This is a genomic window from Intrasporangium flavum, assembly GCF_001956915.1.
Lineage (GTDB): Bacteria > Actinomycetota > Actinomycetes > Actinomycetales > Dermatophilaceae > Monashia > Monashia flava.
The window spans coordinates 20,672-37,427 of the sequence record NZ_MLJO01000012.1 but is presented as its reverse complement, the minus strand read 5'-3'; the positions used below and the strand labels follow the sequence as shown (position 1 = coordinate 37,427).

The 16,756-nt window shown below is 73.5% G+C and carries 16 protein-coding genes; 8 read left to right on the top strand and 8 right to left on the bottom strand.

The genetic code is table 11. The features are described 5' to 3' along the window. The first annotated feature begins 77 nt into the window (after window positions 1-77). Window positions 78-686: a hypothetical protein gene (locus BIV28_RS09980; protein WP_076261480.1), complete on the top strand. Its 609-nt coding sequence runs from the start codon at window positions 78-80 to the stop codon at window positions 684-686. A gap of 83 nt (window positions 687-769) precedes the next feature. Here the strand turns inward: BIV28_RS09980 and BIV28_RS09975 are convergent, their stop codons facing one another. Further along, window positions 770-1,786: a MauE/DoxX family redox-associated membrane protein gene (locus BIV28_RS09975; protein ID WP_207555901.1), complete on the bottom strand. Its 1,017-nt coding sequence runs from the start codon at window positions 1,784-1,786 to the stop codon at window positions 770-772. 122 nt (window positions 1,787-1,908) lie between these two features. On the opposite strand from BIV28_RS09975, the gene BIV28_RS09970 reads away from it, so the two are divergent. From BIV28_RS09970 to trpS, 3 genes are all read left to right on the top strand, one after another. Beyond that, window positions 1,909-2,706: an exodeoxyribonuclease III gene (locus tag BIV28_RS09970; RefSeq protein WP_076261643.1), complete on the top strand. Its 798-nt coding sequence runs from the start codon at window positions 1,909-1,911 to the stop codon at window positions 2,704-2,706. Between the two features lie 193 nt (window positions 2,707-2,899). Beyond that, complete coding sequence (locus BIV28_RS09965) at window positions 2,900-3,505, top strand: hypothetical protein (RefSeq protein ID WP_207555900.1); 606 nt, start codon at window positions 2,900-2,902, stop codon at window positions 3,503-3,505. A 61-nt stretch (window positions 3,506-3,566) separates the two neighbouring features. Beyond that, the gene (gene trpS / locus BIV28_RS09960; RefSeq protein ID WP_083707214.1) at window positions 3,567-4,616 is read left to right on the top strand and encodes a tryptophan--tRNA ligase; all 1,050 of its coding nucleotides are present in this window, start codon (window positions 3,567-3,569) and stop codon (window positions 4,614-4,616) included. A gap of 15 nt (window positions 4,617-4,631) precedes the next feature. On the opposite strand, the gene BIV28_RS09955 is transcribed toward trpS, so the two are convergent. Further along, window positions 4,632-5,756 (bottom strand): glycosyltransferase family 4 protein, encoded by a 1,125-nt coding sequence (locus BIV28_RS09955; RefSeq protein ID WP_076261474.1) that lies wholly within the window; start codon window positions 5,754-5,756, stop codon window positions 4,632-4,634. A gap of 88 nt (window positions 5,757-5,844) precedes the next feature. Between BIV28_RS09955 and BIV28_RS09950 the strand changes: the two genes are divergently transcribed. From BIV28_RS09950 to BIV28_RS09940, 3 genes are read left to right on the top strand one after another with little or no spacing between them, the layout of a single operon-like run. Continuing rightward, complete coding sequence (locus tag BIV28_RS09950) at window positions 5,845-6,375, top strand: 2'-5' RNA ligase family protein (RefSeq protein WP_076261473.1); 531 nt, start codon at window positions 5,845-5,847, stop codon at window positions 6,373-6,375. Between the two features lie 3 nt (window positions 6,376-6,378). After that, window positions 6,379-7,533 (top strand): YihY/virulence factor BrkB family protein, encoded by a 1,155-nt coding sequence (locus tag BIV28_RS09945; RefSeq protein ID WP_076261471.1) that lies wholly within the window; start codon window positions 6,379-6,381, stop codon window positions 7,531-7,533. A 44-nt stretch (window positions 7,534-7,577) separates the two neighbouring features. Further along, window positions 7,578-8,252 (top strand): class I SAM-dependent methyltransferase, encoded by a 675-nt coding sequence (locus BIV28_RS09940; protein ID WP_076261469.1) that lies wholly within the window; start codon window positions 7,578-7,580, stop codon window positions 8,250-8,252. A 64-nt stretch (window positions 8,253-8,316) separates the two neighbouring features. Here BIV28_RS09940 and BIV28_RS09935 read toward each other — a convergent pair whose 3' ends face one another. The 5 genes from BIV28_RS09935 to BIV28_RS09915 all read right to left on the bottom strand — a co-directional run bounded on the left by BIV28_RS09935 (window position 8,317) and on the right by BIV28_RS09915 (window position 14,745). Continuing rightward, window positions 8,317-9,786 (bottom strand): D-alanyl-D-alanine carboxypeptidase family protein, encoded by a 1,470-nt coding sequence (locus tag BIV28_RS09935; protein ID WP_083707211.1) that lies wholly within the window; start codon window positions 9,784-9,786, stop codon window positions 8,317-8,319. Window positions 9,787-9,876: 90 nt separating this feature from the next. Next, window positions 9,877-10,620: a succinate dehydrogenase/fumarate reductase iron-sulfur subunit gene (locus BIV28_RS09930; protein WP_076261640.1), complete on the bottom strand. Its 744-nt coding sequence runs from the start codon at window positions 10,618-10,620 to the stop codon at window positions 9,877-9,879. An 11-nt stretch (window positions 10,621-10,631) separates the two neighbouring features. Then, window positions 10,632-12,677: a fumarate reductase/succinate dehydrogenase flavoprotein subunit gene (locus BIV28_RS09925; protein ID WP_076261467.1), complete on the bottom strand. Its 2,046-nt coding sequence runs from the start codon at window positions 12,675-12,677 to the stop codon at window positions 10,632-10,634. A gap of 3 nt (window positions 12,678-12,680) precedes the next feature. Next, window positions 12,681-13,343: a succinate dehydrogenase cytochrome b subunit gene (locus BIV28_RS09920; protein WP_083707210.1), complete on the bottom strand. Its 663-nt coding sequence runs from the start codon at window positions 13,341-13,343 to the stop codon at window positions 12,681-12,683. A 202-nt stretch (window positions 13,344-13,545) separates the two neighbouring features. After that, window positions 13,546-14,745 carry a glycosyltransferase family 4 protein gene (locus BIV28_RS09915; RefSeq protein WP_076261464.1) on the bottom strand — a complete coding sequence of 400 codons (1,200 nt, stop codon included), beginning with the start codon at window positions 14,743-14,745 and terminating at the stop codon, window positions 13,546-13,548. Window positions 14,746-14,898: 153 nt separating this feature from the next. Between BIV28_RS09915 and BIV28_RS09910 the strand changes: the two genes are divergently transcribed. Next, window positions 14,899-15,876: an SDR family NAD(P)-dependent oxidoreductase gene (locus BIV28_RS09910; RefSeq protein ID WP_076261462.1), complete on the top strand. Its 978-nt coding sequence runs from the start codon at window positions 14,899-14,901 to the stop codon at window positions 15,874-15,876. On the opposite strand, the gene BIV28_RS09905 is transcribed toward BIV28_RS09910, so the two are convergent. After that, on the bottom strand, window positions 15,866-16,669 hold the full coding sequence (locus BIV28_RS09905; RefSeq protein WP_083707209.1) for a GNAT family N-acetyltransferase: 804 nt from the start codon (window positions 16,667-16,669) through the stop codon (window positions 15,866-15,868). The genes BIV28_RS09910 and BIV28_RS09905 overlap by 11 nt on opposite strands. Window positions 16,670-16,756 lie beyond the last annotated feature (87 nt).

Here is a 16,756-nt window from a genome sequence, read left to right as displayed (position 1 = left end):
CGCTGGTCAGCGGCTTGTTTCCGGATACAGTCGACTCGTTCTCCGGGGGGAAAACATTCGAGTGGGGGGTAGTACTCATGTCCAACAACCAGGGCGTCTCATCGACGTCTCCGAGCCGACGCTCGGTCGTCAAGGGCGCCGCGTGGGCGGTGCCCGCGATCGCGGTCGCGTCGGCGGCTCCGACCGTCGCGGCATCGGCCGGGTTCCTGACGTTCACCGGCAGCGCGTGCAAGCTGCCGGGCAACTCCTCGAGCACGTACAAGGGCTTCGTCTTCGAGCTGCTCGCGCACAACGCCACCGGTCCGCTGCCGCGTGACGCCGTCACGGTGGTCGACAGCATCACCATCCAGGGCATCGCCGACGCCGGCGCCTTCAAGATCGTCGTCAAGGACAACGTGGGCGGCTGCTCGTGCGGCCCGTGCGGCACCGACCCGAACCACGAGTTCTGCACCAAGGACGGCGTGCCGAACCAGCGCATCCTGCTCTACACCTCGGCCGACGTCACGGGCAACAGCGCCAACTCGGTCGTCACGATCACCTACCGGGTGTTCGACTGCAACAACACGAGCAGCTGCGGGACGGCCGGACCGACGCAGACCGCGTCGACGGTCATCCGCAGCACCCCGCCCGCCCAGGAGGGCGGCGGCGGCTCGTGCAACATCTCCGGGGTCTTCCCGCTGCCGTGACCCACGGCGCGGCGTGACGACGCCACCCGACGCACGACGACGGCGCGGACACCACCTGGTGTCCGCGCCGTCGGCGCGACCGGTCAGGCGAGCGCGCCGAGCTGCGCCCGGATCTCGTCGACGAACTCCGGCACGGCCTCCCCGCCGGTGACCGGGCCCCCGGCGAGCAGGCCGTCGGCCCCGAGGAGCAGCGCGGACGGCGTGCCCCAGAACCCGAAGGTGTCGCGGAGGCGCTGGCGGGGGTCGTGCAGGCTCTGCGGCTCCTCGCTCGAGGTGAGGGCGCCCTCGCCCGGTGGCACGGTGACGACGAGGCGCACGTCGACGGCCGGCAGCTCGGTGCGCCAGCGCGGCGCCGCGGCGATGACGTCCTGGCAGCTGCCGCAGCCCTCGGACACGAAGAGGAGCAGCTGGGCGCGCTGGGTCGACAGCTGTCGGAGGTCGGTCTCGGTGCCGTCGCCGAGCACGACGGGCAGCGACGGCGTGCGGGTCCGCACGTAGTCGTCGTCCGCGTCGGTGGCGGCCGCCGGGTCGCCGAGGGGGCCGGACGCCGGTGGCGCGGCCGAGGGGGCGCCCGCGTCGGGGGCCGGTGCCGTCACGAGCCACGTCGTCAGGGCCGCCGCCGCGGCCGCAAGCAGCCAGGGCCACGCGCCGGCCGTCGAGAGCCGGCCGAGGACCGAGATGCCGTCCGCCGGGTCGGCGAGGACGAGCGAGAGCACGGCGAGGACGAGCAGCCAGGCGTTGCGCACGACGGTGCGGCGTGTGATGCGCCCCGGCGCGAACTCCCCGAAGCAGGCGCAGTCGACCGGCGCCTCGAAGCCGAGCGCCCGCACGACGAGTGCGAGGTAGCTGGCGAAGAGCAGGACCGCGGCGGCTGCGGCGAGCACCCCGGGCAGGCCCCCGACCGACACGAGCAGCACGGCGAGCAGCAGCTCGCCCCACGGCAGCGCCTCGACGACGGCGCGGTGACGCAGGGGAGCGGGGACGCGCAGGTCGCGGAAGGCCTCGGCCGAGCGGCTCGGCGAGCGCAGCTTGCCCACCGCGCTGACGACGAGGACGACCGCGAGCACCACGGGCGCGATGGTGAGGGCGTCGGTCGGCACGCCGCGATTGTAGGCAGCGCCCCGGGCCCCGATGGCCCGCTTCGCCCACATCCGCGACCCCGGCGTCGCGCGACGGGACCCGGGTGGCGGCGGCGTCGGAGGCCTCGGGCACAATCGCGGCCATGCGCGTCGTCACGGCCAACGTCAACGGGATCCGCGCCGCGGCACGGCGGGGCGCCCTGCCCTGGCTGCTCGAGGCCGACCCCGACGTCGTCTGCCTCCAGGAGGTGCGCGCCGGCGACGCCGACCTCGCCAAGGTCCTGGCCGAGCTCGGCTGGTCGCACTGGTCGGTCGCCCACACCGAGGGTGAGGCCAAGGGCCGTGCCGGGGTCGCCGTGCTGACGCGCGAGCCGCACACGGTCACCCGCGTCGGCATCGACGGCGCCTTCGCCGACGCCGGACGCTGGGTCGAGGCCGAGGTGGCCACGGCGTCAGGCCCGCTCACGGTCGCCTCCGTCTACGTGCACACGGGGGAGGCGGGCACCGAGCGCCAGGACGTCAAGTACGCCTTCCTCGACGCGATGACCGAGCGGATGGCCCGGGCCTCGGCGGCCGACGAGCTGATGCTCGTCACCGGCGACCTCAACGTCGCCCACCGCGAGGCCGACCTCAAGAACTGGAAGGGCAACCTCACCAAGGCCGGGTTCCTCGAGGCCGAGCGGGCCTACCTCGACCGCTGGTTCGACGAGCTCGGCTGGGTCGACGTCCACCGCACGCACGCCGGCGAGGGCCCCGGCCCGTACACGTGGTGGTCCTGGCGCGGCAAGGCGTTCGACAACGACGCCGGGTGGCGCATCGACTACCAGCTGGCCACGCCGAGGCTCGCCGCGACCGTCTCGACCGTGTCGGTGGGCCGAGCCCCGACGTACGCGGAGCGCTGGAGCGACCACGCGCCCGTCGTCGTCGACTACGTGCTCTGACCCTCTGGCACCTCGCGCCCCTCCTGCCCCTCTGATGCCCCTATACGGCATTCCGCCCGAAGGGGGTGCTCCGACACGCACGGGGCAACCTGCGCGAAACCGCTCCAACGGAGCCTTTGCTGCCGTTACGCTCCGAATCGGACGTCATGGGGGGCGTCCGAGTCGTGTTCACGAACCGGGGAGGGTGCAGGACGTGTTTGACGCGAAGGGCCACACCGAGGGCCATTCCGAGAGCGGGGCCGCCGAGCAGTCGAGTGCGCCGGCGGCGACGCCGCGACCGAGCCGGCGCACCGTCGTGCGCGGGGCCGCCTGGGCCACCCCCGTGGTGCTCGTCGCCGCGGCCGCACCGACCGTGGCCGCGTCGGTCACCGTGGCGCTCAAGCTGACCGGGAGCGGCTGCAAGCTGCCCGGCAACTCCAACGACCTCGTCAAGGGCTATGTCTTCGGCATCACGATCCTCAACAGCGGGACCGTGGCGGCCGACATCGTCCTGACCTCGATCAAGATCGACGGCGACAGCCTCGGCGTCAACGAGGTCCTCATCCAGGACGCCGACTCGTGCGCCATCGTGGGCAGCCAGTTCCAGGTGGCCGCGGGATCGCCCCGCAACATCGCGCTCTACACGCGCAACTACACCAAGAGCCAGGCCGGCACGCTGACGCTCACCTACACCTACGACCCCGTCGGGCCTTCGCCCGCCGTCACGCCCCCGGCGATCACGGCGACCGTCACGGGCAGCACGTGGAACGGCGGCTGCCGCCCGTTCCCGACCTACTCCTGCGGGCTGCCGCACGCCTGACGCCTGCACGCGGCGCAGCCCGCGCCACGCGGCGCGGGCTGGTTGGGGCGCACGCCCGTCGATGGGCCAGAATGCACGCATGCCCTCGACGCCCACCGTCCCGACGTCCACGCCCCGCAGTCTGTCCGGCATGCAGCCGACGAGTGACTCGCTGCACCTCGGCAACTACATCGGGGCCCTCGTCGAGTGGGTGCGCCTCCAGCAGACGCACGACGCGTTCTACTTCGTCGCCGACCTGCACGCGCTCACCGTGGCGCCCGACCCGGCGGTCCTGCGCGAGCGCACCCGCCTGACGGCCGCGCAGTTCATCGCCGGCGGCGTCGACCCGGCGGCGTCGGTGCTCTTCGTGCAGAGCCACGTGTCGCAGCACACCGAGCTCGCGTGGGTGCTCTCGTGCCTCACCGGGTTCGGCGAGGCCAGCCGCATGACGCAGTTCAAGGACAAGTCGGCCAAGGGCACCAACACCAACGTCGGCCTCTTCACCTACCCGATCCTGCAGGCCGCCGACATCCTCATCTACGACGCCGACGTCGTGCCGGTCGGCGAGGACCAGCGCCAGCACCTCGAGCTGTCCCGCGACCTCGCGACCCGCTTCAACCAGCGCTTCGGCGACACCCTCGTCGTGCCCGAGCCGCACATCATGAAGGCCACGGCCAAGATCCAGGACCTCCAGGAGCCGACGGCCAAGATGAGCAAGTCGGCGGCCACCGACGCCGGTCTCGTCAGCCTCCTCGACGAGCCGAACCGCATCGTCAAGAAGATCAAGTCGGCCGTCACCGACGCCGACCGCGACATCCGATACGACGAGGAGACCAAGCCCGGCGTCTCCAACCTCCTGTCGATCCACTCGGCCCTGTCGGGTACCGCCATCGGCGACCTCGAGGCCGCCTACGCCGGCAAGGGCTACGGCGACCTCAAGAAGGACGTCGCCGAGGTCGTCGTCGAGGCCGTGACGCCGTTCCGCGAGCGCACCCTTGCCCTCATGGACGACCGCGCCGAGCTCGACCGCCTCCTCGCCTCCGGTGCCGAGCGCGCCGCCGAGGTCGCCGAGGCCACGGTGCGCCGCGTCTACGACAAGGTCGGCTTCCTGCCGCGTCCCGGTCGGGGCTGACCCCCCTCGGGGGCGTCAGAGGGGGCCGTCGAGCACGTCAAGCACGACGCCCTCGATCGCTGCGGCGAGGTGCGCGGTGGTGAACGACCCTGCGACCTGGGCCGGTCCACCGCTGGCGCGGTCGTGCCACGACCCGTCGGACAGCGCTGCCCGCAGCGCCGCGACGTCGCCGGGCGGCACGAGCCGCACGACCGACGCGTCGACGTAGTCGGCGATGCCGCTGACGTCGCTGACGACGACCGGGGTGCCGACGGCGAGGTTCTCGAGCAGCACGGTCTGGCCGGAGGACACCTCGGACTCCCGCAGCGGCAGCACGACGACCTCGGCGCGGGAGTAGAGGTCGCGCAGGGTCGCGATGGGCACGTCGGCGCGGAAGCGTACGTCGGGCCGCCGGGCCGCGTCGAGCTGCGCCAGTGCCGCGTCGGCCTGCTCGCGGTTCCACGGATCGGTGACCACGGTGCACGCCACGCCGGGGTCGAGCGCCCGGACCAGCGTCGGGTAGTCCTTGCCGGCGTTCGTGCCCACCGACAGCACGCCGCCGTCGCGAGGCTCGTCGCCTGCGACCGCGCGTCCGTCGCGCGCGTCCTCGCGTGAGAACCAGGCCGCGTCGACGCCGAGCGGCACCGAGCGGACGCGTCCGGCCGGCAGCCCGAGCCGCTGGGCGAGCGGCGCCACCTGTGCCGACGCGAACACCGTCACGGCGTCGGCGGCACTGAGCGCCACGCGTTGGACATGCCCGGCCCGCCCGCCGCGTGAGGTCGCCTCGAGCGCCGCGACGGTGAGCACGACCACCGGGCGGCGCAGCAGGCCGGCCCGGCGAAGCAGCAGGGCCGGCAGGGCCGCCGCCTCGTGGGTGGCCACGACGACGTCGAGGTGTCGCTGCTCCCGCAGCAGCCAGGCCGCCTGCACGGCGCGCCACTCGAGGGCGCGGGGGATGCGCAACACCCGGCGCCGACGGGTCAGGTGGCGCACGTCGTGGCCGCGGGCTGCGAGCTCGGCCATGCCGAAGAGCCGGTGCGAGGGGACACGACCGGACGCGACGTCGCGGAACTCGTGCCCCCAGTCGCTGACGAAGAGGGCGGCGACCCGCAGCCGCCGCCCGCGGTCGGTCGCGGGGTCCGGGGCGGGCTGGCCGGGCACGGGCCCAGCGTACGGTCGGGCGGCCTGCCGCGGAGCCGGACCCGGCCCGGACGGGTGTACCGCAGCCGCATTCGGTACGGTCGGGTTCGTGACTGCTGCGCCTCGGACGACGATCGGTGTCTCGATCCCGATCCCGTCACCCCACGGCGAGTTCCTCGAGGCCCGCCGCGCGGCCTTCGGCGACCCCGAGGCCTCGAAGATCCCGGCGCACATCACGCTGCTGCCGCCCACGCCCGTCGACGACGACGTCTACGCCGCGTTCCGCGAGCACTGCGCCGACGTCGCCGAGCGGCACGAGCCGTTCGAGGTCGTGCTCCGCGGCACCGGCACCTTCCGCCCGGTGTCGGACGTCGTGTTCATCCAGGTCGCCCAGGGCGTCTCGGCGTGCGAGGCGCTGGAGAAGCAGCTGCGGTCCGGGCCGGTCTCGCGCAGCCTCGAGTTCTACTACCACCCGCACGTGACGGTCGCCCACAACGTTCCCGCGCCCGACCTCGACCGGGCCTTCGACGAGCTCGCCGGCTACGCCGTGCAGTTCACCGTCGGGGCGCTCCACCTCTACGAACAGGGTACGGACGAGGTGTGGCGTCCCGTCCACACCTACGCGCTGTCTGGAGGCTGACCCGTGCCCGAGTGGCTGAAGCGGACGATCGACCGGCTCAAGGCCACGCACGCCTACCAGTCGTGGCAGCGCTTCAGCGACGCCAACGGCAACCTGCTCGCCGCCGGCGTCGGCTACTTCGCCTTCTTCTCGGTCTTCCCTGCGGTCGCCCTCGCCTTCGCGATCTTCGGCTTCGTCCTGCAGGGGCGGCCCGACCTGCTCGCGGCGATCGCCGACACGCTGAACCAGATCCTGCCGGGCATGGTCAAGACGCCCGACAACCCGAACGGGATCATCAGCATCGAGGCGCCCTCGAGCCTGACGCTCACCGTCACCGGGCTGGTCTCCTTCGTGACCCTCCTGCTCGCGGGCCTGGGCTGGGTGGGCGCGCTCCGCACCGGCATCCGCGGCATCTTCGGCTTCGACAAGGCCGCGGGCAACGCCGTGTCGCAGAAGGCCCGCGACCTGCTCGTCCTCTCCACCCTCGGCGTGGCCGTCGTGGTGTCGGCGGTCCTGACGAGCGCCGCCGGCGGGCTCGCCTCGAAGGTCGCCTCGTGGGTCGGCCTGTCGGGCAACGGGTTCGTCGTCGGGCTGGCCGGCGCGCTCGTCGGCTTCGCGATCGACACGCTCATCATGGTCCTGCTCCTGCGGGTCCTGTCAGGGGTGCGGCTGCCGTGGCCCTCGGTGCGCCACGCCGCGCTCCTGGGCGCTCTGGCCCTCACGGTGCTCAAGCTGCTCGGGGCGTGGCTCATCGGGCGGGCCACGGCCAACCCGCTGCTCGGTGCGGTGGCCCTCTCGGTCGGCCTGCTCGTGTGGCTCAACCTCATCTCCCGCGTCGTCCTGCTGTCGGCGGCGTGGGCCGCAGGTCGAGCCGACCTCAGCGGGCTCGAGCCCGACGGGGCTCGCCCCGGCCTGGCCCGGGTCGCACGGCCCTCGTTCGTGGCCCCGGTCGCGGCCCGCAGCGACACGCGGCTCGTGCCGTACGGCGGCACCGATCCCGCGGTGCACAGCGACGGCTCGCTCGGCCCGGATCCCGGCGCCCGGGGCAGGCACGACGCCGCGCCCGTCCCGTCGCGAGCCGTCGACCGGGCGAGCGTGGCCGCCGGGTTCGTCCTCGGCGGGTTCACCGTGTTCGCCGCCGGAGCCGCGCGGCGGCTGCGTAGGGTGGCGGCACGCTGACCCGGACGTCCGGGGACGGCCTCACCAGGGGAGAGTGACCGACCGTGCAACCGCCTCAGCAGGACGTCTACGTCGACAACGCACGCCTCGACGTCGCGCCGTTCGTCCCTCCGGGGGCGCGCACGGTGCTCGACGTCGGTTGTGGCGCAGGCGGTTTCGGCGTGACATTGCGACGCGTCCTCGGCCCGGACGCGCGCGTCGTCGGCATCGAGGCGGTGCCCTCGCAGGCGGCGGCCGCCCGTGAGGGGCACGGCTTCGACGAGGTCGTCGAGGGCTACTTCCCCGACGCGCTCGAGGGCCGCACCGAGCGCTTCGACGCCGTCTTCTTCAACGACGTCCTCGAGCACCTCGTCGACCCGTGGTCGGTGCTGCGCCAGGTGCCGCCCCTGCTGACCGACTCCGGGGTCGTGGTCGCGGCGATCCCGAGCATCCAGTACGCACCCGTCGTGCTCAAGCTGCTCCGCGGCCGCTGGGACTACGTCGACCAGGGCACCCTCGACCGCACCCACCTGCGGTTCTTCACCCGCGCCACGATGGTCGAGATGTTCCGGGACTGCGGTTACGACGTGCTCTCGTGCGAGGGCGCCAACACGATGGGCCGGCGCTGGGCCGCGAGCGACTCGGCGCTGCTGCGCGCTGCCGCCCGTGTCGTGCCGATCCCCTTCGGCGACATGGCGTTCGTGCACTTCGTCGTCGTGGCGCGCCCCCGACGCCCCTGACCGACGCGCGCGCGACGCCCACCCCTTCTCGTCGAGTGAGCCCGGAGACCCACGCGTCACACGGTCACAGGCGGGCGCGGCGGCGCCGGACGGCGACGCCGATGCCCACGACGCCTGCCGTGACGAGCAGGCCGACGCCGGCGAGCACCGCGAGCGACCCCGGGTCGCTCGCCGCGACCGGGGCCGAGGCCACCGGTGCAGGCGTGCCCGTGCCACCGGCCCCCGGCGTCGCGTCGGCCGCTCCGGCCGACGGAAGCGGCGTCAGGGCGGGCGCGGCCACCGGCGGTGCGGCCTCACCCGGCTCGACGAGGCGCCCGACGGGCCGCACCCGGTCGGCGTTGGCGAACCCCCAGTCGAGCAGTGCTGCGGTCGGCTTCCACGAGCCGGTCACGCTGCCCATCTGCGCGACGAGGAGCGTGCGACCGCCGCGGGTGGCCGCCCCGATGAAGGTGTGCTGGGCCCGGTCGGTGCGCCCCGGCTTGACGCCGATGGCGCCGGGGTAGTGCCGCAGGAAGTCGTTGATGTTGTAGACGTGGAACGGCTTCCAGACCTTGCCCGTCGCGTCGCGGCCGCCGGGGAAGACGGCGTCGCGCTTGACGACGGCGGCCCGGAACTCGGGCAGGCGCATCGCGTCGCGGGCGATGACGGCGAGGTCGTAGGCGCTCGAGCGCTGGTCGCCGTCGTCGAGGCCGCTCGGGTCGACGACGAGCGTGTCGAAGGCGCCGACCTCCTGGGCGCGCGCGTTCATCAGCTCGACCGTGTGGTCGTAGCCGCCGGCCGCGTCGGCGAGGGCGTACACGGCGTCGTTGGCCGAGAACATGAGCATCGCGTCGACGAGGCTGGCGACGGGGTAGCGGTTGCCGGCGAGGATCCCGACGCGCGAGCCGGCCGCGGCCTGCGCGTCCTTCGAGGCGACGACGACCCGGTGCGGGTCGAGCAGCGGCAGCAGGGTCAGGGCGGTGAGGGTCTTGAGGGTGCTCGCGGGCCGCAGCCACGCGTGCGCCGACTTCGCCGCGAGCACCTCACCGGAGGAGAGGTCGGCGACGACGTAGGACACGTCGTAGACGGCGGGCGGCAGGGGCGTGCCCGGCTCGGCGTCGACGACGACGCCGGGCGAGGCGAGTCGCGCACCGCCGACGACGGAGTCGGGGTCCCAGGCGGGCTGCTCGAACGGCGTCGGGGCGGCGTTGCGGCACACGACGCGCGGGCGCGGCGCCGGCTTGGCGACCGGCTTCGTCGCCGACGGGCGCGGGGGCGCCGGGCGCTCGGCGGTGGGGAAGACGCGCGGCGTCAGGACCGTGCCGGGCGGCACGGTCACCGGCGTCTGCCACGGTCGGCAGGTGAGGGCACCGAGGTGCTGCGGGCTCGCGGGGGTCGCGGCGGTTGCCGGGCCGGCGCCGCCCGTCGCGACGGCGAGGGAGGCGGCGAACGCGGCGACGACGCCGGAGGCCACGGCTCGGGCGGCGGTGCGGCGACGGGCCGGGCGGGCCGGGCGGGCGCGACGGCTGCGGCGGGTCGGCGTGGCGGTGGTCATGGCCGGGAAAGACTAACCCGCCCCGGTGCTCCGGGGCGGGTCGTCGGTGAGGCGTGGCGCGGACGCGTCGGGACGCGTCCGGAGACCGGGTCAGCGTCCGTGCGACAGGGCGCGGCGCAGGTCCTGGTTGAGCTGGTTGATGACGTCCATCGGGATCTCCTTCGGGCACGCCGAGGCGCACTCACCGATGTTGGTGCACCCACCGAAGCCCTCGGCGTCGTGCTGGCTCACCATGTCGACGACGCGGGCCTCGCGCTCCGGCTGGCCCTGCGGCAGCTCGCCGAGGTGGGTGATCTTGGCACCCATGAAGAGCATACCCGACGCGTTGGGGCAGGCCGCGACGCAGGCGCCGCAGCCGATGCACGCCGCCGCCATGAACGAGCGGTCCGCGGCCGGCTTGGGCACCGGCACCGAGTGGGCCTCGGGGGCCGAGCCGGTGTTGGCGCTGATGAAGCCGCCGGCCTGGATGATCCGGTCGAAGCTGCTGCGGTCGACCACGAGGTCCTTGATGACCGGGAACGCGTCGGCGCGCCACGGCTCGACGGTGATGACGTCGCCGTCGGAGAAGCTGCGCATGTGCAGCTGGCACGTCGTCGTCACCTCGGGGCCGTGCGCCTTGCCCGAGATCATGAGGCCGCACATGCCGCAGATGCCCTCGCGACAGTCGGAGTCGAAGGCGATCGGCTCCTCGCCGCGGGCGTTGAGCTGCTCGTTGAGCACGTCGAGCATCTCGAGGAAGGACATGTCGGGGGAGATGTCGGTGACGGGGTAGGTCACCATCTCGCCCTTGGTCTTCGGGCCGGCCTGGCGCCAGATCTTCAGGGTGAGGTTCATGCCGTTGCCGCTCACTTGTAGCTCCGCTGCTTCATCTCGACGAACTCGTACACGAGGTCTTCCTTGTGCAGGACGGGCGATCCGCCGTCGCCGCCGAACTCCCACGCGGCGACGTAGGCGTACTCGTCGTCGTGGCGCAGGGCCTCGCCGTCCTCGGTCTGGGACTCGGCGCGGAAGTGGCCACCGCAGGACTCGCGGCGGTGCAGGGCGTCGATGCACATCAGCTCGCCGAGCTCGAGGAAGTCGGCGACGCGGCCGGCCTTCTCGAGGCTCTGGTTGAGCGTGTCGGCGGCGCCGAGCACCTTGACGTTGCGCCAGAACTCGTCACGGAGCGCGCGGATGAGGTCGATGGCCTTGAGCAGGCCCTCCTCGGTGCGCTCCATGCCGCAGTACTCCCACATGATGTTGCCGAGCTCCTTGTGGAAGGAGTCGACGCTGCGCTCGCCGTTGATCGACAGGAACTTCGCGACGCGGGCATCGACCGACGCCTTGGCCTCGACGACCTGCGGGTTCGACTCCTCGAGCTTCTCGAACGGGCCCTTGGCCAGGTAGTCGCGGATCGTGTTCGGCAGGACGAAGTAGCCGTCGGCGAGGCCCTGCATCAGCGCGGACGCGCCGAGGCGGTTGGCGCCGTGGTCGGAGAAGTTCGCCTCACCGGCGACGAAGAGGCCGGGGATGCTCGACTGGAGGTCGTAGTCGACCCAGAGGCCGCCCATCGTGTAGTGCACCGCGGGGTAGATGCGCATCGGCACCTCGTACGGGTTCTCACCCGTGATCCGCAGGTACATGTCGAAGAGGTTGCCGTACTTCTCGCGGACGGTGGCCTCGCCCATGCGCGTGATCGCGTCGGCGAAGTCGAGGTAGACGCCGCGGCGGAAGTCGCCCACCATCGGGCCGACGCCGCGGCCCTCGTCGCAGACGTTCTTGGCCTGGCGGCTGGCGATGTCGCGGGGGACGAGGTTGCCGAAGGACGGGTAGATCCGCTCGAGGTAGTAGTCGCGGTCCTCCTCGGGGATCTGCCGCGGGTCCTTGTCGCAGTCCTCCTTCTTCTTCGGCACCCAGATGCGGCCGTCGTTGCGCAGCGACTCCGACATCAGCGTCAGCTTGCTCTGGTGGTCGCCGGAGACCGGGATGCAGGTCGGGTGGATCTGCGTGTAGCAGGGGTTGCTGAAGTAGGCGCCCTTGCGGTGGGCACGCCACGTCGCCGTGACGTTGCTGCCCATGGCGTTGGTCGACAGGAAGAAGACGTTGCCGTAGCCGCCGGAGGCGAGCACGACGGCGTCGGCGAGGTGGGTCTCGACCTCGCCCGTGACGAGGTCGCGGGCGATGATGCCGCGCGCCTTGCCGTCGACGATGACGACCTCGAGCATCTCGTGGCGGCTGAACATCTCGACCGTGCCGGCCGCGACCTGGCGCTCGAGCGCCTGGTAGGCGCCGATGAGCAGCTGCTGGCCGGTCTGGCCGCGGGCGTAGAAGGTGCGCGACACCTGGACGCCACCGAAGGAGCGGTTGTCGAGCAGGCCGCCGTACTCGCGGGCGAACGGGACGCCCTGCGCGACGCACTGGTCGATGATGTTGGCGCTGACCTCGGCGAGGCGGTAGACGTTCGACTCGCGCGAGCGGTAGTCGCCGCCCTTGACGGTGTCGTAGAAGAGGCGGAAGACGGAGTCGCCGTCCTCCTTGTAGTTCTTCGCCGCGTTGATGCCGCCCTGGGCCGCGATCGAGTGCGCGCGGCGCGGGGAGTCCTGGTAGCAGAAGGACTTGACGTTGTAGCCGGCCTCGCCGAGCGTCGCGGCGGCCGCGCCACCGGCGAGGCCGGTGCCGACGATGATGACCGAGAGCTTGCGGCGGTTGGCCGGGTTGACGAGCGCGGCCTCGAACTTGCGCTTGTTCCAGCGTCCCTCGATGGGGCCGGACGGGGCCTTGCCGTCGGTGAGGGGAGAGCCCTCGGTGTAGAGGCCGTGGGCGACGCCCGGGGCGACGGGGGCCTCCGCGGGAGTCGCGGGCGCCTCGGGCGCCTCGGTGGGGGCGGTCGTGGTGGCCGTCGTGTCGGTCATGGATCAGTTCCCCTTGACGATTCCGAACAGGATGGCGAGCGGCGGCAGCGCGAACCCGACGGCCGTGACGAGGGCGATGACCGTCGCGGTGGCCTTGGCGTTGCGGCGGGCCCGGGCCGTCGAGGCCCAGCCGAGGGTCTGCGTGGCGCTCCAGACGCCGTGCCACAGGTGCATCCCGAGGGCGACGAGCGCGAGGAGGTAGATGAGCACGACCCACCACACCTGGAAGCTCGAGATGACGAGCTGGCCGGCGCTGTCGCCGGCCACGGCGTCGGGGCCGACGTTGAACTTGAGGATCGTGAACTGCAGCAGGTGCCACACGAGGAAGAGGAGCAGCGCGACGCCGCCCCAGCGCATCATCTTGCTCTTGACCGTCGCGCGGGCGGCCTCCTTGGCGACGTAGCGGTTCGTCCGGGCGCCGTTGGCGCGGCTCCACAGGTGGAAGGCCGAGTAGGCGTGCGCGACGAGCGCGACGACGAGCAGGGCACGGAAGAGCCAGAGGAACCCGCCGAAGGGCAGGATCGGCGTCAGCAGGGTGCGGAGGTGGAGCGCGTACTCGTCGAACGCCTCGACACCGCCGAAGATCTTGAGGTTCCCGTACATGTGCAGGAGCACGTAGAAGACGAAGAGCGCGCCCGACACGGCCATGAGGAACTTCATGAACACCGTGGTGCGGCGAGCCGACGCAGGTCTCTGGGATCCCGTCGATGGGAGAGTGTTGGTGGCCACCCGCGCACCCTACCGCCGCGGATTCCGTGCTCCGACGCCGTACCCCCGGGTAGCGCGCACTGTGACCATTCCAACAGCGCCGCGGTCACGGACCGGCCACGAACCCTCGACGCGTCAGGCGCGGCCCCGCACCCCGGCATCAGGCCGCCACGCGCCGGGCGGCACGTCGTGCCGCGGTGGCCGCGGCCGTCGCGTAGTGCTCGACGAGTTGGTCGACGACCGCCGACCACGAGCGACCGCGGACCCGCTCGTGGGCCCGGCGCCCGAGCGCGTGCGCGTGGCCGGGGTCGTCGAGCACCCGCTCCACGTGGGCCCGTAGGGCTCCCGGGGCCTCCGGGTCGAAGAGGTGGCCGTCGACGCCGTCGGTGACGAGGTCGACGGGACCGCCGGCCCGCGGCGCGACGACGGGCAGGCCCGTGGCGCCGGCCTCCTGGATGGTCTGGCCGAAGGTCTCCGACGTGCCGGTGTGCACGAAGACGTCGAGGGCCGCGTAGGCGCGGGCGAGGTCGTCCCCGTGCCGCTCGCCGAGGAACGCGGGCGGCAGCGGCGCGTCCGGGCGGCCGACGGCGGCGCGGGCCACGGCCTCGCCGAGGACCTCTCCCAGCGACTCGCGCGAGGGGCCGTCGCCCACGACGACCAGCCGGGTGCCCGGGAGGCCGGCGAGCTCGGCGAGGCGCTCGACCTCCTTCTCGGGAGCAAGTCGCCCGACGTAGCCGACGAGCCGTTCGCCCCCGGGGGCGAGCTCGCGACGCAGGGCCCGCGTCAGCGCGTCGATCCGCCACGCGGGATTGTGCAGCGACGCGTCGACGCCGCGGCCCCAGAGGGCGGTCCGCTCGACGCCGTGGGCCTCGAGGTCGGCGAGTGCCGCGCTCGAGGGGGCGAGCGTCAGGTCGGCCGAGGCGTGGACGCGTCGGATCCAGCGCCACGTCGTCGCGGCGGCTGCGGCGCCGGCAGGGCCCGGCGTGTGCCGTCGCACGTAGGCCGCCATGTCGGTCTGGTACACCGCGATGGTCGGCAGGGCGAGGCGGCGGGCTGCGGCGAGGCCGGCGGCGCCCACCGCGAAGGGGCTCGCGACGTGGACGACGTCGGGAGCGAAGCCGCGCAGCACCCGCTCGACCTCGCGCGTCGGCAGCCCGACGTCGAAGCTGCGGACCGCCACGGAGGCGACCCGGTGGACGCGCGCGCCGTGGAACACCTCGGGCCCGCCGTCCCGGCACCGCGGGGCGACGACCCGGACGTCGTGGCCGCGGTCGGTCAGCTGCTCGACGACCCGGCAGACGCTCGTCGTGACCCCGTTGACCGTCGGCAGGAACGACTCCGTGACGATGGCGACGCGCACGGGACCACCGTGGCGGTGGCGACCCGGTCCGCGGGCGACGCTGCGGGGTGGGTCGGGTGACGGCTCGGTGACGACCTCGTGCCGGCGGCCTGCGTCTACTCTCCTCGGGCCGCTGCCCTCGTGGCGCCGTGGGCGGCGACCTAGGGTGGCGGCATGGTGCTCCACGACGCGGCGGCCGCGCTCGACTGGCTCATGGACAAGTCCCTGGTGCTCGGCTACACCCGCATCGGTCCCGCGGTGAGGCGGGCCTGGTGGCCCGAGGACCCCGTGCCGGGCGCGCTCGTGGGCCGGCACGTCCTCGTCACCGGTGGCAGCGGCGGGCTCGGGCTCGCCACGGCCCGTGGGCTGCTCCGCCTCGGGGCGGTCGTCCACGTGACAGGCCGCGACGAGCAGCGGCTCGACGACGCGCGTCGCCGGCTCGAGGCCGACGTGCCCGGTGCGCAGGTCGAGCCGGCCGTCGCCGACGTCAGCGACCTCGCCGCCACGGCGGCCTTCGCCCGCGACCTCGCCGCACGCGTCCCGCGGCTGCACGCGGTCATCCACAACGCAGGCGTCATGCCGCAGCACCGCACGACGACGCCGGAAGGGCACGAGCTCTCGCTCGCCACCCACGTCCTCGGCCCGCACGTGCTGACCTACGGGCTGCGCGACGCCCTCGCCGGTGGACGCGTCGTCGTCGTGACCTCCGGCGGGGCCTACGGCCAGCGCCTCGACGCCGACGACCCCGAGTGGCACGCGAGCGCGTCGGGCGGCTACTCCGGCGTCACGGCCTACGCGCGCACCAAGCGGATGCAGCTGATCCTCACCGAGCTGTGGGCCCGTGACCTCGCGGCCGCCGACATCCGGGTCAACGCGATGCACCCCGGCTGGGCCGACACCCCGGGCGTCACCGACTCGCTGCCCCGCTTCGCCGCCCTGACCGGCCCGCTGCTGCGCGATGCCGACTCCGGGGCCGACACCGCGGTGTGGCTCACGGCCACCGGCGACCCGACCGGCACCGGTGGCTTCTGGCACGACCGGCGACGGCGGCCCACGCACTACGCGCCCGTTGGCGTCGAGTCCGGCGACGAGGTGGCGCGGTTCTGGCGCTTCGTCCGCGACGAGACGGGCGTGCCCGGCCCTACGGCTTGACCCAGCAGGTCCACCGCACGACGCGGAGGTAGCCGAGCCGCTCGTAGACCGGCTGGCCGTCGTCGCTGGCGATGAGGACGGCCGGCTGCTCGGGCCACGCGGTCGTCGCGGCCCAGGTCAGGGCGGCTCCCGCGCCGCGGCCCCGCGCGGAGCCCAGGACGGCGACGTTCTCCACGACGGTGAGCCCCGCTGCCGAGTGCGCCGCGGCGGTGGCCACGGCCTCGCCGTCGGCGTACCCGACGAAGACGCGCGTCGTGCCGTCCACCACGTCGGGCCGGTAGAAGTCACCGGGCGGCAGGTCGGCCATGTCGGGCATCGGATAGCCCTCCACGAGAACGCGTTCCGCGGCCATGAGTGCATCCCGGTCGAGCGCCTCGCGCACCTCGACGGTCGTCCGCGGCGCCTCGGTCACCGTCGACGTCGGCCGCAGCATGAAGGGCGGGTGGCCGACGAGCCCGAGGCCGTAGGGGCTGAGGTCGGGCGTCGGGAACGGGCTGACGACGACGGCGGACGCGTCCGGTCCGTAGGCCTCGACGATCGCCTCCGCGACCGCGCCCCACCGCTCCGGCGGCCGGGTGACGATCGCCCAGTTGAGCAGGGCGGACGCGCCGCCACCGAAGCCCGCGCAGAAGGCGTCGGCCTCGACGAAGCGACCGCGTGCGGCCGTGGTCAGGGCCCGCGCCCACGAGACGTGCGCGTCGACGCCCTGCCGCACGAGGGAGTCGGCAGGGTCGAGGTCGCGCTCCCAACCGGTCGTCAGGTACTCGCCCTGCTCGGGCAGCATCGAGGTCATGCCACCACTGTCGCGCCGCCCGGCCACCCGGGTGGCCGGTTTCGACGGACGCGGTGCACGCGTGGGAGCGCCTGGCGAGCGGGGCGG